Origin of the sequence: Acuticoccus sp. MNP-M23 (assembly GCF_031195445.1) — a bacterium.
In the GTDB taxonomy this organism is placed as follows: Bacteria; Pseudomonadota; Alphaproteobacteria; order Rhizobiales; family Amorphaceae; genus Acuticoccus.
The window spans coordinates 353758-374264 of sequence record NZ_CP133480.1 but is presented as its reverse complement, the minus strand read 5'-3'; the positions used below and the strand labels follow the sequence as shown (position 1 = coordinate 374264).

Genomic DNA, 20507 nt, shown 5'->3' with positions numbered 1-20507 from the left:
GGGCTTGCATCCTGGAGCGGCAGCGCAAGGACCGGAGCGTCAGCGGAGGATGGCGGAGGCCGGCGATTTTGTTTCGCGATGGAAAGGCCCGCAGGGCCGCCGGATAATCGTTGGCCGCAGCCATTGCCGGACCGGGCCGTTTGCCGTCCGGTCGCCCTCTGAAGAAGGCCGGGGCGCGGCCCTCTCCGGCATTCACGGGGAGGCGTTGACGAAGGCTGCGACGTCACTGCCATAGCCCGCACCGCTGCCCCGTTCAGGCGGACAGAACGGATTCCATGAACCCGGCAACATCCTGCGGGGCGAGCTGGACCCGGATCGAGGCCCGGAATGCATCGATGCCACGCAAGCGCAGATCCTCGTTGAGATCGCCCAGCATCGGCGAAATCGGCAACGCCTCTATGCCGAGTGCGTCTGCCCGTTCGATGAGCGTGTCCCGTGCGCCGTCGCCCGCCGGATCGTCGTCGCGCACGATGTAGAGCCGGCGCAACGTGTCGGGGAACAGGATGGCGGCAAGATGAGCTGCGGAGAGCGCGGCTGCCATGGGCATCTCGGGCAAGACACATCGCAGCGACAGCATGGTTTCGATGCCTTCGCCTGCCGCCATGATCTCGCCCGCCGCGCCGAACCGGACGGCATGGCCGAGCAGGTCGCCCATTGCCCGTCGCGGCGTCTCGATCGGGGCCTTGCCGAGTGTCGCCTCGCTGAATCCGCTCGGATCGAGCCAGGTGCGATGGGCGCCAGTCTGGTGACCGTCGAGATCGGTGACCGATGCGATCAGCGCCGGCCAGGTCTCGGTCGGGCTATGCTCGTCAGGCCGGTAGTAGCAGCGCGGATGAAATCGCAGCGATCCGGTTCCGTGCAAAGCCGTAATGCCGCGCTTACGGAAATACGATTCCGCGCGTGTGCCCATAATCGGCTCTGCCATCGAGAACAGTCGCTTCGCAGCGAGCGGCGAACCCGTTGGTGCTGGCAAATTGCGTGCGGGCGATGATGCCGGCTCCGGTTCAGGGTGCGGCAGGCTGAGAAACCGCCGCGCCTCGTCGGCGACGTCCCGGAACTCGGTCAAACCGCAGCTTTCCCGGATGACGTCGAGCAAGTCGCCATGCTCACCGGTCGCCGCGTCGGTCCATTTGCCCGCCGCGCCCTTGCCGGACTCAGGGCCTGTCAGGCGCACGAACATCGAGCGACCCTTGGCGTTGCGCACGTCGCCCACCATCCAGTAGCGGCCCTCGCGCCGCCCGCTTGAGAGATATTCGCGGCACACGGCCTCGGCCTGCCGGCCGAGACGGTGCGCGAGGTCGGAAGCATCGCGGGTCATCATGCAGCCTCCCGCTCGGCGATGCGCTCGACCGGAAACCGCTCCAGCAGCCTGGCGAGGACGGCGGCGCCGGACGCGTCGGTCGGGACGAACAGTCGGAACTTCCACGAGATAATCTCGCCGAACAGGCCATAGGCCTTGAGGCGGTCGCGCATGGTGTCGGTGAAGCCGGTGAGCTCGATGCGGTTCGCGCCCATGACGCGGGCGCGGCGAAGTTGAAGGCCCTCGGGGAGATCGAGGATCGTGCGACCCTCGGTCAGCGCGGCGAAGGCGTCGTCCGCCGAAAGGCTGGCGGTGCCTGTGGTCGCCGCGTTCGCGGCCCAGGCCGGAGAAACCTTGCGGCCGATGATCCGCTCGCCGTCGTCGGTCTGGAGCCGGTAGACCCGCGCCGATTCATTGGGCAAGCGTTTCCAGATCGGCAGCAACAGTCCGGTAACGATATGAACGGTGCTGTCGATATATTCCGGGACCGCTGTCACTTCGGTGTCCCAGATGCGCGCAAACGTCTCGCGGTCGGTTTCGACCCAGTGCGTGTCGCCCATCATTGCGAGGGGCACCTTGGTGGATTCCATCGGCCGGATCAGGCGCACCCGGCGTTCGACGACGCCGTCGTCGTCGATCACGCTGGTGGTCGGAACGCGCACGGCGGCCCGGCCCGATCGCTCGTTGACCAGCAGGGCGGCACGTGGATCGGCGAGATGGTCGAGCGCCTCGTCAAGCGTGACGGGATGATTGCGCTCCCGCTGCGCGACGGTGAGCAGCGTGGTCTCCGCGCCGGTGGCGGGATGCGTATGGATCACCTTCCGGTCGGTGACCGTGAACTGCTCGCCCCGCAGCGTTTCCAGCCCGACATCATAGGTGCCACTGGCGATGGCACCCTCGATCCGGGCGGTGAGGATCTGCTCGAAATGCGCAAACAGGATGTTCTGCAGATCGATGGTGAGCGCCAGAAGCCGGTTGAGGAAGGTGGTGATCGGCGGCAGGTCGTCCTTGATACCGGTATCGTCCACGAGCTTCAGACCGGTCGAGGTCTCGAAAGTCTGGAGCGGGCAACCTTCGACCTTGCCGCCGACGATCATCAGATAGAGCCGGCGCAGCGCATCGCGCGCATAGGCGCTTTCGAGATTGTCCTCGGCGCGGAACAGGCCCTGTCCGCCGGTCTGGCGCTGACCGCGGGTGATCGCGCCGAGCGTGTCGAGGCGGCGGGCGATGGTGGAGAGGAAGCGCTTTTCCGCCTTCACGTCGGTTGCGACCGGCCGGAACAGCGGCGGTTGCGCCTGGTTTGTGCGGTTGGTCCGTCCCAGACCCTGGATCGCGGCGTCCGCCTTCCAGCCCGGTTCCAGCAGATAGTGGACGCGCAGGCGCTGGTTCTTCGCCGCAAGGTCGGCATGGTAGGAGCGCCCCGTGCCCCCGGCGTCCGAGAAGATGAGGATGCGCTTGAGGTCGTCCATGAAGGCCTGGGTTTCGGCGAGGTTTGCCGAGATCGCGCGGCCTTCGACGGCGAGGCGATCAGCGGTGGCGCCAGCACCGGGCTTGCGGACGATGCGGCTCGAGCGGCCCGTGACTTCGGCGACCATGTCGGTGCCGAAGCGATGGATGATCTGATCGAGCGCACCGGGGACCGGCGGCAGCGACGCGAGCTTCTCGATCAGCCTGTCGCGCCTTGCGACGGCTTCGCGGCTTTCGACGGGCTGGCCATCGCGAGTTACCGGGCGGGAACACAGATTGCCCTCGGAGTCGGTGAAGGGCTCGTAGAGCTGCACAGGGAAGGAATGGGCCAGGTAGTCGAGCACATATTCGCGCGGGGTGATGTCGATCTGGACGTCGTTCCAGTCCTCGGTCGGGATTTCGGCGAGCCGACGTTCCATCAGGGCTTCCCCGGTCGAGACGATCTGAATGACGGCGGCGTGGCCGGCTTCGAGATCGGCGTCGATGGCGCGGATCAGCGACGGTGTCTTCATCGCCGTGATGAGGTGATTGAAGAAGCGCTGCTTGGCGCTTTCGAAAGCCGAGCGGGCCGCCGATTTGGCCTGCCGGTTGAGGGTGCCCTCGCTGCCGGTGACGTTGGTCGCCTGCATCGCGGCATCGAGATTGTTGTGAATGATCGCGAAGGCGCCGGCATAGGCGTCGTAGATGCGCCGCTGCTCGTCGGTGAGCTGGTGCTCGACCAGCTCGTATTCGACGCCTTCATAGGAGAGTGAACGAGCCTGGTAGAGGCCGAGCGCCTTGAGATCGCGTGCCAGCACCTCCATGGCTGCGACCCCGCCATCCTCGATCGCCTCGACGAACTCGGCGCGGGTGGTGAAGGGGAAATCCTCACCACCCCACAGGCCGAGCCGCTGGGCATAGGCGAGATTGTGGACCGTGGTGGCGCCGGTCGCGGAGACATAGACGACGCGCGCATCGGGGAGCGCGTGCTGCAGGCGCAGCCCGGCGCGGCCATGCTGCGAGGCGGCCTGGTCGCCGCGCTCGCCCTTCGATCCGGCGGCGTTCTGCATCGCGTGGCTCTCGTCGAAAATGATCACTCCATCGAAATCCTTTCCCAACCAATCGACGATCTGCCGCACACGCGAAACCTTCGATCCGCGCTCGTCGGAGCGCAGCGTGGCATAGGTGGTGAATAGGATGCCCTGCGGCAGACGGATGGGCGTGCCCTGGCGAAAACGCGAAAGCGGCGTAACGAGGAGTCGTTCCCGACCGAGGGCTGACCAGTCGCGCTGCGCGTCCTCGAGCAGCTTGTCGGATTTCGACACCCAGACGGCGCGGCGCCGGCCCTTGAGCCAGTTGTCGAGCAGGATGCCGGCGACCTGCCGGCCCTTGCCCGCGCCGGTGCCGTCACCAAGAAACCAGCCACGCCGGAAGCGGACAGCGTCGTCGGCGTCTTCCGCCGCGGCGGTGACCACATCGCAGGTCTCATCGACGATCCAGGACCCGGCGAGATGCTGGGCATGGGCTTCGCCGGCATAGATCACGCTTTCGAGCTGGGCGTCGGAGAGAGTGCCATCGGCCACGAGCTCCGCCGGCAGATGCGGGCGATAGTCCGGTTTCGGCGGCGCGACTGAGGCCATGGCGGCGGATTGGACGAGCCTCGTCGGATGCGCCTGAGAGCCGGGAATACGGATCGACTGAAGCGCGTATTCCTCGTAGATCGCGTCGGTGAGGCGCGCGCTATGCGGCGGGGTCCAGTCGACCGTCTCATAGGTGAGCTCTTCGCCCGTCGGATCGGCAATGGACGATGCGGCGCTGCCCCCACCGAGGTTGCGGTGCGCGGCTGAGGTGGAGCGCGGTGGGGTGACCCGCTGTCCGGAGATCGCCGGCAAGGAAACCGGTGCGCGGGGTGGCATGTCCGCCTCGATCCAGCCGAGCAGTGTCGCGACATCGGGGGCGATGCCCCGCGATGCCGGAAAGGCGGTGGGATCTTCGGCGGCGATCTTGTCGATCACCGTCAGCCGCGTGTCGATGGTGGTGCCATGGCGCGCATAGACCGCGCCGTCGATGGCGGCGGTGAAGACGACGCGTCCGTGCTCCTGCAGGCGTGCGAAGGAATCCCGCCACTTTGGGGTGTCTGGTGCGAAATTGGCGCCGGTGATGGTGACGAGGCGTCCACCGGGCGCCAGGCGAGCCAGCGCGGAGGTGACATGACGATAGGCGGCGTCGGCCATGCGTCCCGAGACATTGGCCATCACCGAGAATGGCGGGTTCATCAGCACGACGCTGGGAACAGCATTGGCGTCCAGATAGTCGTCGATCTGGGCCCCATCGAAGCGTGTGACCGAAAGAGCCGGAAAGAGGGAAGAGAGAAACGCACCGCGCGTCTCGGCCAGTTCGTTGAGATGGAGCCGGCCCCCGGCGATCTCGGCGAGAATGGCGAGGAGGCCTGTGCCGGCGGACGGTTCCAGCACGACGTCGTCCACGGTGATCGTGGCGGCGGTCGCCGCGGCGAAGCCCAGGGAGATCGGCGTCGAGAACTGCTGGAAGGCTTCGCTCTCTTCTGAGCGGCGGGTGTGCGAGGGCTGAAGGCTTGCGATCCTGTCGAGCAATGGCAACGCACCCGCCGGAGATCCGGCTTTGCGCAGAAGTGCCTTTCCGTATTTGCGCAGAAACAGGACGGCGGCACCTTCGCAGACGTCATATGCGGTCTTCCAGTCCCAGGCGCCGTCGGTGTCGGAGCTGCCGAAGGCGGCGTCCATCGCGATGCGGAGCGCGGGCGCGTCGATGCGGCGGCCTTGTTCGAGAAGCGGAAGGAGTTGATGGGCGGCGCGGGTGAGCGCCGCCCCCGGAACGATCTCTGTCATGGGGGAGAACCTCGGGAGAGCGGGAACGGGGCAAGCCGGGCAGCGCTCTCTCTGGACCGCACCGGCTCATACCCGTCCCGGCAACCCTCTCCCTCTCATGGCTCGGGCGGCCGATAGGCCTCGTAGGGATTGCCATCGGCGAGATGACCGAAGGGCGTGAAGAGGAACTCGCCGCCATCTCGGCCGACCGCGCAGATCACATAGCGCACCGCCCCGGTCTCGGCGTCGGCGCATTCGAGCAAGGCGAGATTGCCGTCGGCGGCGGCGCGTAACAGTGTCTGGAAATTGGCGCGGGCATGGTCGGGAATGCTCATGACTGGCCTCCCGCCAGCGTGTCGGCGAGCCATTCGCCGGTATAGGTCCACGCCACGGTCTCGCCGGTGGTAAGGTCGAGGACATGCGCGCCGCCACCGAACGCATCGGTGCGTGGCCGTGAACAGGTGTTGGCGTATTGGAAGCCCCACCGTCCGGTCAGCGAGAACACGGCGGCGCAGCGCTTGACGAACTGGATGACATGTTCCGGATCGCCGGTGCCATCATCGCGTATCCAGAGGCAGGTGCCGCCATGTTCGGGCACGATCGAGAGATCGAAGCCTTCGGATGGCGGGTCTTCCGCTGCGTTTTCGTCGGCCAGGCGGTTGTAGAATTCGAGCGCGCGCGCCGCGTTCTCGGGTGTTCTGACGTCGAGGACGCAGGAGAAGTGTGTGAAGTAGTCGGCCATGTCGGGCTCCTGAAACGAAACGGCCCGGTGCGGTGACCGGGCCGAGATGAGACTGATGGTGGGAGATGCGGGGCGGCCCTGGCCGCCCCGCTGGAGCGGCTATTCGGCAGCCACGGTTTGCGGTTCGTCGACCGGCTCTTCGTCGCCATCATCCTCGTCGGAGAGGAAGGCCGGCAGAGCTTCTGCGTCGTCCCCTTCGGCATCCGAGGTAATGCCATCGTCGATGACGGGCAGGCGCAGCGGTTCGGGCAACCAGCCGCTGTCGGCGAGCAGCCGTTCCGCCTCCTTGGCCATGTCCGACTTCTTCAGGTGGTCGATGAGCTGTGCGGTTTCCTCGCCCTTGGCTTCGCGCACCGCTTCGAGAATGCGGGGCTTGGTCACCCGGCCAAAATAGTTGTCGACCGTCGGCCGCCATCCGGTTTCCACCATGTCGAGCCCAACGGCACGGGCGAGCCGGTCCGCTTCGTGAATACGCTGCTGAACGCCGCGCGCTGTCGGCCCTGCACCATAGGGATTGGCCTTCTCGTAGAGCGCGTTGACGCCGAAGGAGACGCAATGGGCGAGAAGCGCCATGCGGCTGGCATCGTCGAGACCGTCGATTTTCGCCCAGAGTGCCTCGTCATCTTCGAGGGGCAGATCGGCCTTCCAGGACTCGTGCCGGTCGTCGACGATCTTGGCAGCCGCGCTGTCTTTCAGGTCATCACCCTGGACGGGGAAATAAACCTGCCGGACCGACGCCTCCAGGCATCCCGGTGTCGAGACGTGCTGGAAGGCATCGCGCACCAGCTTGTGGATCAGCGCGGTCATGGCGACCGAGGGGTTGTTGGCCAGCGCATCACGCAGAGCCAGAGAGCGTTGCGCCGTCAGTTCGATCACCAGCCGCTCGGGCAGCGGCTTGATCGCATCGTCCTCCTCGTCCTGCGGCTCGGATTCGCCACCCACGGTAATGACGGTACGCTGCACGGCGCCGGGCTCGATTGCCGCATCGCCATCGCATTCCGCGTCGTCGCCCTCGGACACTTCGTCCTCGGGGCGGACATAGCCACGCTCGACGGAAAGCTGGCCATCGTGGCGGATGCTGACAAAGGCGCCGGCGCGGCCGATTTCGGCGGGATCGTATTGCTTCGGTCGATCCTCGAAGGCATCGAGTGCCACCTCGATCTCGCCGAGCCGTTCATCCACCTCGTCTGGCAGTTCGTCGGCCTCGGCATATTCGGCTTCGAGACGGTCGAATTCCTCACGGAGGGCTTCGCGTGTGGCCCGCTCTTCGTCGGTGAGATCGACTGGCGTGCCAGTGAGCGCCCGCAAGCCGTTGGTATGGCCATAAGGGAAATCGGCTGCGACCGAGATCCATTTCCAGCCCTCCTTGGCGATGGTCTCCGCCTCGGCGGTGAGCTTCTTTCCGACCAGCCGTTCGAGCAGAGCCACATCCTCGATCCAGCCCCCGTCGTCGTCCTGGAAGAGATCGCGCAGGACGGTGCCGCCGGCTTCTTCATAGGCTTCGATCGTGACGAAGCGCACGCGCCGGTCCGAGGTCCGAACGGTGTTCTCGGTCAGCATGCGGCGGATCTGATAGGGTTCCTTCGACCAGCTATGCTCGATGGCCTCCCAGACCTGTTCCTGGCGAGCATGATCGGTGGAAACCGTGAACGCCATGAGTTGATCGAGCGTCATGACGTCCTCCGCATAAAGGTCGAGGAGCTTTTCCGACACGGCAGCGAGCTTGAGACGCTGCTTGACGGTGTTGACCGAGACGAAGAAGCGCGCGGCGATGTCTTCCTCACTCATGCCCTGGTCCCGGAATGTCTGGAAGGCGCGGAACTGGTCGAGGGGATGCAGCGCTGCGCGCTGGACGTTTTCGGCAAGGGAATCTTCCTCGGCCGAGATGTCGCTGTCCGCCTCGCGCACGTTGCAGGGGACCGGCACGGTCCGGGCCAATCGCTTCTTCTTGGCGAGGAGTTCGAGTGCCCGGAAGCGGCGGCCGCCGGCCGGAACCTCGAACGTGCCGGTCTCCTTGCCATCGCTATCCACGACCGGACGGACGTTGAGGTTCTGCAGGAGGCCACGGCGGGCGATGTCCTCGGCCAGGTCCTCGATCGAGACGCCGGCCTTGATGCGCCGGACGTTCGACTGGGAGAGAACGAGCTTGTTGAAGGGGATGTCGCGCGAGGCGCTGAGGGTGATCTTCTTGGCTGCTGTCGCCATGGTGAGTTACTCCGCGACGGGCGCCGAGAGCCTCTCTCTCGGCTTGAAACCCGTCACGGAAACAGGGCGCAGCCCTCTCACTCTCCTGTGCCTGGCCGGAACCTTGCATGAAGGTGACAGTCTGAGCGCCACCTCACCGCCGCGACTGCATTGCGGCCGCAGCTTGCTCCAGGAGATCTCCGCGTTCGACAATGTGGCCAGCCCGGCGCGCTGCCTCGGTATAGACCGAGATCGGCAATGTGGCCTGAAACAGGATGTCGCGTTCGATCCCGAGACCGAAAGGCAGGCGCACCGAGGTGAGTTCGGCAAGGCTGCAGGAGCCGATCTCCGGGCATCCGAAACCGAGATCGGCAAGGCCGAACAGCGTGTCGCCGTCCGCCTCCATCTCGGTGATAAGCCAGGTGGCCGCGCCGACCGGACTGAAGAGTTTCACCAGGGGCACATGATCGATATCGCGTTGCCGCCCGTTGGCGAGCAGCCGATCGCGCAGATCGTCGGTCAATAGGATCATGCCACCCTCCTGTCGCAGGAGGTCTCTGCCGAACTGGATTCCGCATTGTCTGGCGCGAAGGCCAAAAGCCAGTCGGCGGCCTTGCCAGCCTGGCTGGCGGCGCGAACGATGGCGCGGTTGTCCTCGCGCAGCACTTCGAGCCAGGAGCCGATATAGTCGGCGTGCCGGACGGTCGGCGCGATGCCGAGCGAAGCGCAGCAGAACGCAGCGTTTATCTCGGCGATGAGCTCCTCGAAGGCGTACTTCTTCGTACCGAACGAACCCGAGAAGTCGCGCCCCAGACGCGAGGGATGGCCTGTCGCGTGGCCCATCTCGTGCAGCGCGGTGCGGTGCCAATTGATGGATTCAAAATAGGCCTGCGGCGGCGGCACCTGCACATAGTCATGAGCCGGCACGTAGAAGGCCCGGTTGCCGCCAATGCGGAAGTCGATGCCCGTCGCGGCGATCAGCGCCTCGACGCACGGTTTGATCAGACCTGTCGGCAAGTGCGGCGCCGCGGTCGCCACGTCCTCGGGCAGATTCTCGCACTGATCGGTGTTGAAGACGGTGAAGCGCTTCAGGAACGGGATCGCCTGGGCGTCCTCGCCGGTCTCGCGCGCCCGGCGTTTCTCGTCCTCCGGCACGAAGCGATCGGCATAGACGACGGTGGTGCCGCGCTCGCCCTTGCGGACATTGCCGCCAAGCGACAGCGCCTGGCGGAAGGTCAGCCAGCTCTGGCCAGAAAAGCCGCGCTCGATAACGGCGCCCCAGAGGAGCAGGACATTGATGCCTGAATACTGACGATCGGTGGAGGCGTTCTTCGGAAGGCCAAGGGGCGCCTTCGCCGCCAAGGTTCCCCAGGGCTGAACCCAAGGCACACGGCCGGCCTCCAGCTCGGCGATGATCTTGTCGGTGATCTCGGAATAGAGATTGGTCCGGTCGCGCCGGGCGCCGGCTTTGCGGTTCTGTCTTGACATCGCGGGTCTCCGCGACGGGCGCCGGAGGCCTCTCCCCCAGCCCTCAACCCGTCACGGAAAACCCGTCCGCACTCTCACTCTCAAAGGGGGCGTTGCGGGGGAATCCCCCGCTCGAAGGGGTCGGACGAGACTACAGGCTCGGCCGCAGGGGAAGGCTTTCCCCTCCCGGATATTCAGGAAGTTCGTCTTCGTTCGGTGGCCGCGAATGCGCCAATTTGCAGCTACCCCCGGATAACAATTAAAAACGTCAGAAACTCGCATATATTTCTGACAGGAGATGACACGTGCAAAGACTCACCGAACAGATTCTGGCCCATGCGAAGAGATTGCCCGAAGGGGAAGCTATCTCTGCCAAAGGCTTGCTCCATCTCGGAAAACGGGCTGCGGTGGATCAGGCCTTGTCGCGTCTTGCCGAGCGAGGACACCTGATCCGGGCCGGTCGCGGCGTCTACTTTCGTCCCGTCGAGGGGCGGTTCGGCACACGCACACCCTCGGTAGAACAGGCGGTCGAGGCGCTCGGCAGGCAGCGCGGTGAAGTGATCGTGTCTGCCGGTGCGGCGGCGGCAAACACACTCGGTTTGACCACACAGGTGCCGGTTCGCTCGATCTTCCTGACATCGGGCCGCAGCCGCAATATGAAGCTGGGCAAACAGATCGTCGAACTCCGGCACGCGCCGCGGTGGCAACTGGCGCTTGCCGACAGGCCGGCCGGTGTGGCAGTTCGCGCTCTTGCGTGGCTCGGTCCGGAACAGGCGGAACCGGCGCTTAAGAAATTGAAGCGAACGCTGCCACCGACCACGTTCGAAGAACTGGTGTCGGCGGCTCCGCAGTTTCCCACCTGGCTCGCGCAAAGCGTGGGCAAGGTCGCTTATGGCTCAAACGTTCCTTGAACTGTCGCTCGATGACCGCCGTTACACGGCTGCCTTCGATGAAGGGCTGGCGCGGCCTCAACTCACTATTCTCGCCTGCATGCAGGAGCAGCGGGCTACTCGAAGGCCTCCCGACCAGATTGCCAACGCTATACGAAACCTCACACTTTGGATGCTGGTCTGCGAGGATTTGTATCATTGCGCCGTCGCGGTCCAGGCTCGGTGGAACCTGCGAGCTCCTCACGTACAGGAAATTCTGCGGCCGGCGGATTTCAAGATACGGGCATGTCTGCCGTAGCCCCAGAACCCTTCCGAAGCCAAAGCTTGTCCGAAATCTGCCTACAGACTTCGGACAAGGTCTCTCCGGATAACGTGCCGAGCGTGGCACTGGCCAACCATTGCACCGCCTCCATGCATATGTTAAATGCCATATATGGCAGTTTATAAAGGATTGGCGGCCGAATATGGCAGTTAAGGTAAGCTCCCTCAATGCGCGCCGAGCCTTGGAGGCGCTGGGAGCCAACATCAAGACGGCTCGTTTGAAGCGTCGGATCTCCGTGAAGGGGTTCGCCGAACGGATCGGTGTGTCCGAGAGAACCGTCATCCGACTGGAAAAGGGCGATGACGGCGTCAGCATCGGCACGCTGGCCATGGCCTGCCTGGTGCTCGGCGAGATCGACCGGATTTCGGACTTCCTCGATCCGGGCTCCGACGATACCGGACTGCTGCTTGACAGGGAGGCGTTGCCGAAGCGGATCGACCGGAAGCGAGGGGCCAGACCCACTGGATCGGCCAAAGGAGAAACCACTCTTCCGGACAGCGATGATGATGATGATGAAGGGGTCGGCTTCTGATGCCCGAAGCGATCGTTGCCCTTGGCGAAGGCAAGCGGATCGTCGGGCGGTTGCGGTTTGAGACCGACGGCCGACGCCAGCATTCGCAATTTGAATATGCCGCCGAATGGCTGGCGGCGCCCGATCGCTTCGCGCTCTCTCCCGGCCTCCCTCTTCGTGAGGGTGGCCATTTCAGTGCAGGCCGCGGCGACCGCCGTTCGGCGCTGCCGGGATGTTTTTCCGACGCCGCGCCGGATTCCTGGGGGCGCGCGCTGATGACCAAAGCCCTCGGCGGCGGTCTCAGCGAGTTTGACTATCTGGTGTTGTCCGACGACCGCACCCGACAGGGCGCGTTGCGGTTCCTCGGAGAGGATATGGAACCTCTGTCCGACCTGACGCCGCCGATCCCGCGACTGGTCGAACTGGATCGCCTGCGCGCGCTCGCGCACCGGTTCGAGCGCGATCCCGGCGGCGCGGAGGAAGAAGCCCGCGATCTGGCCGGTGTCGCCGGATCGCTCGGCGGTGCCCGTCCGAAGGCCAACGTCGAGGGCGACGGGCATCTGTGGATCGCCAAGTTCACGTCCGCCCAAGACACCAAGCCGGTCGAACGTGTGGAGGTCGCGACGCTCAAGCTGGCGGCGAAATGCGGCTTGCGGGTTGCCGAAGCAAAACTCGAGATGCGCGATAGCGACAGCCCGATCGCGTTGATCCGACGGTTCGATCGCCGCGGTAATACGCGGATCCCGTTTATTTCGGCGCGGACAGTGCTCGACTGGGACAGCGACGAAGGCGGGTTCTACACGGACATCGCCGACGTGATCCGCCAGATTTCGAGCAAGCCGGTTGACGATTTACATGAACTCTGGCGGCGGATCGTCTTCACGATCCTCGTCTCCAACAAAGACGATCATCTAAAGAACCACGGCTTCATCTATGCTGGCGGAGATCGATGGCGGCTGTCACCGGCCTTCGACATCAACCCCTCGCCGTCACGACACCGAGTGCTGGAGACCGGCATCATGCGAGGGGGCTCGTTCGAAGCGTCCTTAGATATTGCACTGGAGGCATGCGACTTCTTCGACCTTGCGCCCGCCGACGCCAAGAAGCAGGCATTTCAGATGGCCGAGACGATCGCGAACAACTGGAAACGAGCCTTGCGAGATGAAGGCTGCTCTGCAGCGGATGCGCTGAGCTACGCCGACGCTTTCGAGCACGAGGAAAGTAAGCGTGCGTTGGCGACTTGAGTATCCAGCGCATATCCAGATTAGAGCGGGAGCCAGTCATTTTTACGACGCACGATAAACTGCAGCATCGAGAAAGCGGGCTAATAGCAGCTATGATGCTTTGGCGTTCAGAATAGTGGCGATTGGTTCTCGACGAGATTGCGCCGGATATGGCGGCCTCTAGCTGATCGAGTATTCCCGCCAAGGGATTGCTCGAACAGGCACCGAAGCCATGAAGCGAGAAATGTCCGGGCGACCATAGTACGTAGCCCGACCCCGACTGTCTTGCGCCATAAGCACAACAGGAATCCCACCGAAGATGGGTGTGAAGCTGCTGATAGCATTGGCGGCTTCTGCCCGATTCTGGACGACATGGGGCTTCACCACAACCACTGCGAAAGTCTGTCCCTGTTCGCGGATCACCGCACCTTGTACAAGCATAGCTGCCTCCTAAGCTGCCATTTTCGAGGAACGGCTATTCAGCCATTCCCAAGCCTCTTGAGGGAGCCAGCCCTGATAATCGCGAGTGACACCGATCACGAGAACAAAGTCATTCTTGTCTACGTGCGTGGCGATACTATCCCAGACGCCTTTGGCCGACAAATTGGTATCCACCAGCCAAGTCGAATCGAGGAAATGCCACCAAGCGCCGCAACCCTTGATTGCTTCATGCAGCGCCTCATAGTTCTGACCCGGACGCTTCAGGTCGTAGTTGATTGCGTAGATCATTTTCGGGCCTCCTGAGCCGCTGATTCTAGAAGGAGGGGCCGGGCGAACCCGGCCCCGCATTGCTTGCTCCGCGGCCTACTTCTTGTTCGGACGCTGAGTGAGGGCCGACGCCGCTGCCGACTTCGCAGCCGGGCTGGACTTCGGGTTGCGAAGCACTTTCGACGCTGCCGAAGCCGCCTTTGCGCTCGTCACTTCCTTGTTTGACTTTGCCATTTTGAATCACCTCCTTTCTTTAGGATTTCGCCGCCATTACCCAAGACGGCGTTTGACCTCTTCGATCAGGGTCGGAGACCCTGAAACCTCGAAAGAGAGGTTATTCAGAGAGCGGCCCTTCACCGTGACGGTAGGAGCTGCACCGGTTTCGGGATCGCGCACGCTCCTCAACTTCTTTTTGATCCCTTCCTGAACCTGATTAAGCATCGCTTTCTCCAACTGATTTGCGATGTCGTTCGGGCGGACCGTCCGCCCATTCAGCTTGAACTCGACCTTCACCATCTTCTCATTCCCCTATGCCTTTGCCTCGGCCCTATTGACCGCGACTCGCTGATGGGTATAGTAACTATTCTGATATGAGGATCGCGTCAAGGTCCGAATAGTTTTTATTCTTATTTGAAGGAGATGGACATGAAGGCATCTGCACCCGGCCTACGATGGGGCATAGAGCAGAGACTGGAGTTCATTGAATTCAGGCTGTTCTGGGAAGGCGGGATCAATCGTGCCGATATCAGAGGCTTTTTTGGCGTGTCGGTTCCGCAGGCGTCTAACGACCTGAGTCATTATCAAGAGGTCGCGCCGGGCAATATGCTCTACGACACGAGTCTAAAGCGGTACTATGCGAGCGACGACTTCAAGCCGAAATATCTGGTACCGGATGCGAACCATTATCTGATGCAGATGGTTGCGACGGACCCGTCCCCGATTACCGCCACTGACTCTTGGGTGTCACAACCAGTAGGTTTTGCGACGATCCCACAGCCGCGTCGCGCCATCGATCCCTCGATGCTTCGAAAGCTTTTAAATTTCATACGCACTGAGCAATCCGTGGAAATCCGCTACCAGTCGCTCAACAGCGAAAAACCAAAGCCGCAGTGGCGACGGATTACGCCACACGCCTTCTGTTTCGACGGAATGCGCTGGCACGCGCGAGCCTATTGCCACGAGCGGAATGCCTACCGGGACTTCCTTCTTCCCCGAATTTCGGGCCTACGAAATGCAGCAGAACCCGGAAAACTGGCCGACAAGGATAGCGCTTGGCATGAAATCTATCATCTGAAACTGAAGCCGCATCCAAAGCTTTCGGAGGAACAGCAGAAAGCGATTGCATCAGACTATGGAATGAAGGACGGCGAGTTCGAAATCCCCATGCGCCTCGCGCTGCTGTTCTACTTCCGCAAGCATTATCTAGGGCTGGACTACAAAGAACATGAGAGAAGCCCCCAACAACAACATATTGTAATGGCAGACCCCGATTCGGTTCGGGCGGCCCAAGCCCGCGCCGATGCGCTACCCAAAGAGTGAGTTTGCCAATGTCCGAAAAAACCAAGAACGGCTATGGCCCAAGCAATCCGCATCCTCTTTCACAAATGCGCTCCGAGCTTATTTGGGAAGGCAAATATGACGAGTTTGGCAACCGAAGAGAGGTAGATGTGGCGGCACATTCAATGCCGCTTCAGAGAATTGAGACCCTTGATTTACCAAGGTCACAGGCTACGGCTCAAAAATCGCTCTTTGATGCTTCGACGGCTTACAGAGACGATTTTCGAAATCAGTTGATATGGGGCGACAACAAACTGGTTCTGGCCTCTCTGCATCAGGAGTATCAAGGCAAAGTTGATCTAATCTATATTGATCCACCATTCGATGTTGGTGCCGACTTTACTATGGACGTAGCCATAGGCGACGGCTCGCAAATGACCGAAAAAGATCAATCTCTCATTGAGCTTGTAGCTTATCGAGACATGTGGGGCAAAGGAGCGGATAGCTATCTTCAAATGCTCTATGAACGCCTGACGCTGATGCGTTCGCTCCTTTCAGAAACAGGTTCAATCTTTGTGCATTGCGACTGGCATATGTCTCACATGATCCGAATGTTACTGGACGTAGTATTTGGCCGAGATCGCTTTGTGAACGAAATTGTCTGGCATTACTACAACAAGATGCAGGGGAATGTGGGTCATTTCGCGCAAAACCATGATACTATATTCTGGTATAAGAATGGAAGTAAGCACAAATACTTCCCTCAAAGAGAGGAGCGAGACGGAACGACCAAACAGATCAAAAGAGTCTGGGATAAAGAAAAAGGGAAAATCGTCAACGCGAAGGGAGCAGACGGGAAAGTTATTTACACAGAGAGCGATAGTCGCGGTGTCGATAGCGTCTGGTATCTTTCGATGTTGCAGCCTGCCGATAAGACAGAGAATCTAGGATACGCAACGCAGAAGCCAGAAACGCTGCTCGGACGCATAATTTCTGCGACAACTGAAGAGAATGATCTCGTTGCAGACTTCTTTTGTGGGTCGGGTACGACTCTGGCAGTGGCAGAACAACTCGGCAGACGCTGGATTGGATCAGACCTCGGCCGATATTCTATTCACACCGCGCGCAAGCGATTGATCGGAGTGCAGCGCCAATTGCACGAGGCAGGCAAGCCCTATCGCTCCTTCGACGTTTTTAACCTCGGGCGGTATGAGCGCCAATGGTGGCAGCAAGAGGCACTAAAGGATGCAGAGGACGAGCATCGAAATATTGTTTTGGGTTTTTTCCGTGCGGAACCGCTACCCAATGCGCCGTCGCCGCTAATCCACGGGCGGAAAGCCGCTGCTTATATCCATGTAGACGGCATCGACAGCATTTTTACTCGGGACGAAGCCAAGTCCGTTGCATTGGCGGCAAAAGCTGCTGGCGGAAAGCAAGTGCATTGCCTTGCTTGGGACTTCGAAATGGACATCCGGCAAGCCATCGCCGGGATCGAAACCGACCTGGGTGTCAAGATCAGGTTGCACCGCATCCCCCGCGAAATCATGGAAAAGAACCGCACCGAGGTGCCGCCATTCTTTGAAGTCGCTCTTCTTGAAGCTCAGCCCGTAGTCCACAAGGGGCCGAAGGGAAACACTGTGGAAATCAAGCTGACAAATTTCCTGCCTAGTTTGACCGAAGTACCTTCCAAGGAGCTTGAGGCCCTTCAGGAGCGCGCGATGAACAGCGGCTTCGACTTTATTGATTTCTGGGCCATCGATTTCGATTGGGGACCGGACAAGCCATTCAACCATCATTGGCAAGATTACCGCACGAGGAAAGATCGCTCGTTAAAAACCGTAAGCGATGCCGAATTTGCCTATGACAAGCCCGGAAAACATACGGCCTGCGTCAAGGTGGTGGACGTGTTTGGCTGCGACACCAGCATAACGGTGGAGATCGAAGTATGACCGAAGCCGCGACAGACGACAGCATTTCGATCAACGCCGCAGCGCTCGACCCACTTTTTGCGCCTTGGGAGGAACCGAACAAACACCGGGTACGCGCCAAGAAGGGCCAGCCGCCGGAAACAAAGACCTATCGCCGCCAATCGCCAATCAGGATGGTGAATCCGCTCCGCGCCGCCGTGAAGGAATGGCGCGAGTTGAACTATTTTGGGGCCAGCGACACAACCCGGGAGTTGCTGGGATATTGGTTCGAACGCCCGCACAGGCTGATGAGCGGCAACGGCGAGGAGTTCGATTTTCGCTATTATTTCTGCCAGCGGGAAGCCATCGAGACTTTTATTTATCTCATCGAAATTCGCGGACTGACGTCGCTTTCCTCGCTCATTTTCGAGTATGGCGGGCCGAATGCGGAAACCGAAGCGCTTGGCATCAAACCTGAAGATGACGAGTGGGCGCGCTATGCGTTCAAGCTGGCAACGGGCGCAGGCAAAACCAAATGTATGAGTCTTGCCGTTGTCTGGAGCTATTTCCACGCCTTGCGGGAAAGCGGCTCGGAGATGGCGAAGCATTTCGTCATCATTGCTCCAAACCTTACGGTCTTTGAGAGACTGAAGGAGGATTTCAGGCCGGAAGGAGGCGGTCCAGACATATTCATGACCGATCCGCTCATTCCCCCGGAATGGCGCGGCGACTGGAATTTCTCTGTCGTTTTGCAGGACGAGGCAAGCGGTGCAAGCACTGGTGGCGTTCTCTACCTCACCAATATTCACCGCCTTTTCGAGCCGCGAAAAGGAAGTCGTTCTGAGGCCGAGACCTATGATTGGGCAGGCCCAGCGGTTTCCAAATCCAAGGCTCTTGATACGGGGGCGGAACTACGGGACCGCATCACGTCTCACCCGCGTCTCATGGTCTTCAATGACGAGGCTCATCACGTCTGGGACCCCGGTTCGGCTTGGAGCGAAGCCATCCGTTGGCTGCATGAGACCGTTCGTAAGCGTTCGGGCAACGGTCTTGTTGCTCAGCTTGATTTCTCCGCAACCCCCAAGGACAACAGGGGGCGCATCTTCCCTCATGTTGTTTGCGACACTCCCCTTGGCGAGGCTGTTGACGCGGGGATCGTGAAGACGCCGATCATTGGGCGCACCAAAGAGCTTGTCGAGCAAGCTCATGACGACGCTGCCTACCAGTATGAGGCACACCTTCGGCTTGGGTATGAACGCTGGAAGCGCAGTCGAGCCGAGTGGGAAAAGAGCGGTAAGAAGCCCCTTCTTTTTGTCATGTGCACGGACACGGAAGCCGCAAACCAAATCACTGACCGGCTCAACGCCGATAGCCTTTTTTCCGAACTGAACGGCAAAACGATCAACCTTCACACCAATCTCAAAGGGAAGGTGAAGAAGCGCAATATTGGAGGCCAAACGATTGAGGTCTTCGAAGAGAGCGAAAAAGACATTAGCGATGAGGATTTAAAAGCCATTCGTCGCATCAGCCGCGAGCTGGACAGGGCGGACAGCCCTTATCGCTGTATTGTTTCTGTGCTGATGTTGCGGGAGGGGTGGGACGTTCGCAACGTCACCACCATCGTCCCGCTGCGCCCCTATAGCTCGAAAGCCAATATCCTACCGGAACAGACCCTTGGACGAGGCTTGCGGCGCATGACGCCACCTGGTCAGGCCAACGAACTTGTAACCGTTGTCGAGCATCCAGCGTTCTCTAGCCTCTACGAGCAGGAGCTTGAGCAAGAAGGTCTACCGATTGAGGTGCTCGACACTGAGAAAGTGCCGGCAACTACGGTCACTATCTTCCCTGATGATACCAAGGATCTGACGGCCTTGGACATTGTGCTGCCAGCCTTGACTGCTGCGCACGAGATTCAGCCCAAACTCGAAGGCCTCACCATTGAAGACGTGAAGGCAGCTTTCAAGAAATACTCACCGCTCCCCCTTGGCAACAAAGGGGCAGTGGACGTGAAGTACGAGGGGCGTCACCTGATCACAGATGAAGTGATTGAGGTGATGAACATCAATCTTCCGCTTCTACAAAATGGCCTAACGGCAATTTCCTTTTATGTTCGAGAGCTTGAGGCTGCCTGTAAGGTTCAATCGACCCACAAGGTTTTGGCTTCGCTGCTCGCGACGTTCCTCTCGGAAATCCTGTTCGATGAGAAGGTGACGCTGACCGACGATCGTTTGAAGAGCAGGCTGGCCGATCAAGATGTGCGCGAACACATCCGGGCGACTTTCATTCCGCTGATCCGCGCCCGAACTGTGAAAACCGAAAAGCGCCGCGCTGATGGTCTGGGCATGCAGTTACGCAACTGGAAGCCCTATCAAGCTACCCTTTCGGAACGGAAACCGGTCGAAAGAGCAAAGCACACGCTTTTCAATCTGGTTCCATGCGATCAGTCTCTTGAGGTCGCGATGACTTCATTCCTCGACAACTGCTCTGACGTTACGGCCTTCGCGAAGAATGCTGGTCCCCAAGCCTTGCGCATCGACTATCTGACCGCCGATCAGCGGCTTGCATTTTATCGCCCGGACTTCTTTGTACGGATGGATACAGATGAATATGCGGTTGTTGAAACCAAGGGACGGCAGGACAGTGATGTTCCCAGAAAGGCCGCTGCTGCAATCGAATGGTGCAAAGCTGCCTCCAAAGGGGCGGTGAAATGGCACTACGTCTTCACGCCTCAGAATGTCATGGAGCGCCTGACTGGTAACAAGTTCGCCGACCTTGCACGGGCGTGTGCCCCGGCGCTTCAAAATCTTCTCAGCGAAGCTACCTCACAGCCTGAACTTCCGCTGTTTGGGCCAAGGCCCGACAATGACGCCGAGGACTTTTACGGCAAGGATGTGTTCGACAGCCTGCCAGTGCGTGCAAGGAAGGCAGCGACAGATGCCTTGGAGCTGTACAGGTTCTTCGAGAAAAAGACCGAAGCGCCAAATTTCGCACCCGTATTCCAAGCCCTGCTCGGGTCTTTCGATGAAGCGTGTAAGGCGATGATCGTAACCCGCCTCCAATCTTCGATGCCTGCAACAGCGGTTGAGCAACGCGACTGGTTCGAGCCCTATATGCCGAGCATGGACAAGGGAAAGCTCGGTCACTTGAATGGTATGGCGAAAAACCTGAAGCGCGGCCTTGTTTATGGCAATCCGCATTCAGTCATCGGCCTGCTCCGATCATGCCTAGATTTTGCGCTTAACGACACCACCAAGATTGATGGCGTGTTTAAGGAAGTGAACACGGCGTTCCGGTTCGAAGGATCGCGGGCACTTTTCGAGAAAATTTCGGCGGTGAACGAGTTCCGGAACACCTATGTCGCTCACAGCCAAAAAGAATTGAGAGACGCGAAGCTCGCGGAGCAAAACCTGAAGTCGTGGGTTGTGGCGTTATCGGTAGTCGCTTCGCGTTAGTCGAAGGTGCCA

Annotated in this window: 15 protein-coding genes; 6 read left to right on the top strand and 9 right to left on the bottom strand. The window is 60.8% G+C overall.

From position 1 onward, the window contains the following. Positions 1–253 precede the first annotated feature (253 nt). From RDV64_RS01730 to RDV64_RS01700, 7 genes are all read right to left on the bottom strand, one after another. Positions 254–1321, bottom strand: a complete 1068-nt coding sequence (locus tag RDV64_RS01730) for a toprim domain-containing protein (protein WP_309197570.1) — start codon at positions 1319–1321, stop codon at positions 254–256. Then, positions 1318–5613 carry a strawberry notch family protein gene (locus RDV64_RS01725; RefSeq protein ID WP_309197569.1) on the bottom strand — a complete coding sequence of 1432 codons (4296 nt, stop codon included), beginning with the start codon at positions 5611–5613 and terminating at the stop codon, positions 1318–1320. Before RDV64_RS01725 ends, RDV64_RS01730 begins: the two co-directional genes overlap by 4 nt. Positions 5614–5708: 95 nt before the next feature. Further along, positions 5709–5927: a DUF6117 family protein gene (locus RDV64_RS01720; protein WP_309197568.1), complete on the bottom strand. Its 219-nt coding sequence runs from the start codon at positions 5925–5927 to the stop codon at positions 5709–5711. Further along, a complete protein-coding gene (locus tag RDV64_RS01715; protein WP_309197567.1) occupies positions 5924–6334 on the bottom strand; it encodes a hypothetical protein in 411 nt (136 codons plus the stop codon). The genes RDV64_RS01720 and RDV64_RS01715 overlap by 4 nt, the downstream gene beginning before the upstream one ends. Before the next feature lie 99 nt (positions 6335–6433). Next, positions 6434–8539 (bottom strand): ParB/RepB/Spo0J family partition protein, encoded by a 2106-nt coding sequence (locus tag RDV64_RS01710; RefSeq protein WP_309197566.1) that lies wholly within the window; start codon positions 8537–8539, stop codon positions 6434–6436. Between the two features lie 133 nt (positions 8540–8672). After that, complete coding sequence (locus RDV64_RS01705) at positions 8673–9050, bottom strand: DUF2958 domain-containing protein (protein WP_309197565.1); 378 nt, start codon at positions 9048–9050, stop codon at positions 8673–8675. Next, positions 9047–10006 carry a zincin-like metallopeptidase domain-containing protein gene (locus RDV64_RS01700; RefSeq protein ID WP_309197564.1) on the bottom strand — a complete coding sequence of 320 codons (960 nt, stop codon included), beginning with the start codon at positions 10004–10006 and terminating at the stop codon, positions 9047–9049. Before RDV64_RS01700 ends, RDV64_RS01705 begins: the two co-directional genes overlap by 4 nt. Before the next feature lie 284 nt (positions 10007–10290). Here RDV64_RS01700 and RDV64_RS01695 point away from each other — a divergent pair, with 284 nt between their 5' ends. The 3 genes from RDV64_RS01695 (at position 10291) to RDV64_RS01685 (ending at position 12952) form a co-directional block, all read left to right on the top strand. Then, positions 10291–10896: a DUF6088 family protein gene (locus RDV64_RS01695; RefSeq protein ID WP_309197563.1), complete on the top strand. Its 606-nt coding sequence runs from the start codon at positions 10291–10293 to the stop codon at positions 10894–10896. Between the two features lie 443 nt (positions 10897–11339). Continuing rightward, positions 11340–11729, top strand: a complete 390-nt coding sequence (locus RDV64_RS01690; RefSeq protein ID WP_309197562.1) for a helix-turn-helix transcriptional regulator — start codon at positions 11340–11342, stop codon at positions 11727–11729. Then, the gene (locus tag RDV64_RS01685; RefSeq protein WP_309197561.1) at positions 11729–12952 is read left to right on the top strand and encodes a type II toxin-antitoxin system HipA family toxin; all 1224 of its coding nucleotides are present in this window, start codon (positions 11729–11731) and stop codon (positions 12950–12952) included. Before RDV64_RS01690 ends, RDV64_RS01685 begins: the two co-directional genes overlap by 1 nt. 429 nt (positions 12953–13381) lie before the next feature. Here the strand turns inward: RDV64_RS01685 and RDV64_RS01680 are convergent, their stop codons facing one another. Both RDV64_RS01680 and RDV64_RS01675 read right to left on the bottom strand, forming a co-directional pair. Then, positions 13382–13660, bottom strand: a complete 279-nt coding sequence (locus tag RDV64_RS01680) for a hypothetical protein (RefSeq protein WP_309197560.1) — start codon at positions 13658–13660, stop codon at positions 13382–13384. A gap of 249 nt (positions 13661–13909) precedes the next feature. Continuing rightward, the gene (locus tag RDV64_RS01675; protein WP_309197559.1) at positions 13910–14155 is read right to left on the bottom strand and encodes a hypothetical protein; all 246 of its coding nucleotides are present in this window, start codon (positions 14153–14155) and stop codon (positions 13910–13912) included. A 129-nt stretch (positions 14156–14284) separates the two neighbouring features. On the opposite strand from RDV64_RS01675, the gene RDV64_RS01670 reads away from it, so the two are divergent. Genes RDV64_RS01670 through RDV64_RS01660 form a run of 3 tightly spaced genes read left to right on the top strand, consistent with a single transcriptional unit; the run spans position 14285 to position 20495 of the window. Continuing rightward, positions 14285–15178: a WYL domain-containing protein gene (locus RDV64_RS01670; protein ID WP_309197558.1), complete on the top strand. Its 894-nt coding sequence runs from the start codon at positions 14285–14287 to the stop codon at positions 15176–15178. An 8-nt stretch (positions 15179–15186) separates the two neighbouring features. Then, positions 15187–17085 (top strand): site-specific DNA-methyltransferase, encoded by a 1899-nt coding sequence (locus tag RDV64_RS01665; protein WP_309197557.1) that lies wholly within the window; start codon positions 15187–15189, stop codon positions 17083–17085. Then, positions 17082–20495, top strand: a complete 3414-nt coding sequence (locus RDV64_RS01660; RefSeq protein WP_309197556.1) for a DEAD/DEAH box helicase family protein — start codon at positions 17082–17084, stop codon at positions 20493–20495. The genes RDV64_RS01665 and RDV64_RS01660 overlap by 4 nt, the downstream gene beginning before the upstream one ends. Positions 20496–20507: the final 12 nt, after the last annotated feature.

Coding starts and splice junctions, on each gene's coding strand:
- RDV64_RS01715 (WP_309197567.1), bottom strand. CDS start 6,334: ATGGCCGACTACTTCACACACTTCTCCTGCGTCCTCGACGTCAGAACA.
- RDV64_RS01700 (WP_309197564.1), bottom strand. CDS start 10,006: ATGTCAAGACAGAACCGCAAAGCCGGCGCCCGGCGCGACCGGACCAAT.
- RDV64_RS01710 (WP_309197566.1), bottom strand. CDS start 8,539: ATGGCGACAGCAGCCAAGAAGATCACCCTCAGCGCCTCGCGCGACATC.
- RDV64_RS01705 (WP_309197565.1), bottom strand. CDS start 9,050: ATGATCCTATTGACCGACGATCTGCGCGATCGGCTGCTCGCCAACGGG.
- RDV64_RS01725 (WP_309197569.1), bottom strand. CDS start 5,613: ATGACAGAGATCGTTCCGGGGGCGGCGCTCACCCGCGCCGCCCATCAA.
- RDV64_RS01720 (WP_309197568.1), bottom strand. CDS start 5,927: ATGAGCATTCCCGACCATGCCCGCGCCAATTTCCAGACACTGTTACGC.
- RDV64_RS01665 (WP_309197557.1), top strand. CDS start 15,187: ATGTCCGAAAAAACCAAGAACGGCTATGGCCCAAGCAATCCGCATCCT.
- RDV64_RS01680 (WP_309197560.1), bottom strand. CDS start 13,660: ATGATCTACGCAATCAACTACGACCTGAAGCGTCCGGGTCAGAACTAT.
- RDV64_RS01685 (WP_309197561.1), top strand. CDS start 11,729: ATGCCCGAAGCGATCGTTGCCCTTGGCGAAGGCAAGCGGATCGTCGGG.
- RDV64_RS01730 (WP_309197570.1), bottom strand. CDS start 1,321: ATGATGACCCGCGATGCTTCCGACCTCGCGCACCGTCTCGGCCGGCAG.
- RDV64_RS01670 (WP_309197558.1), top strand. CDS start 14,285: ATGAAGGCATCTGCACCCGGCCTACGATGGGGCATAGAGCAGAGACTG.
- RDV64_RS01675 (WP_309197559.1), bottom strand. CDS start 14,155: ATGGTGAAGGTCGAGTTCAAGCTGAATGGGCGGACGGTCCGCCCGAAC.
- RDV64_RS01690 (WP_309197562.1), top strand. CDS start 11,340: ATGGCAGTTAAGGTAAGCTCCCTCAATGCGCGCCGAGCCTTGGAGGCG.
- RDV64_RS01660 (WP_309197556.1), top strand. CDS start 17,082: ATGACCGAAGCCGCGACAGACGACAGCATTTCGATCAACGCCGCAGCG.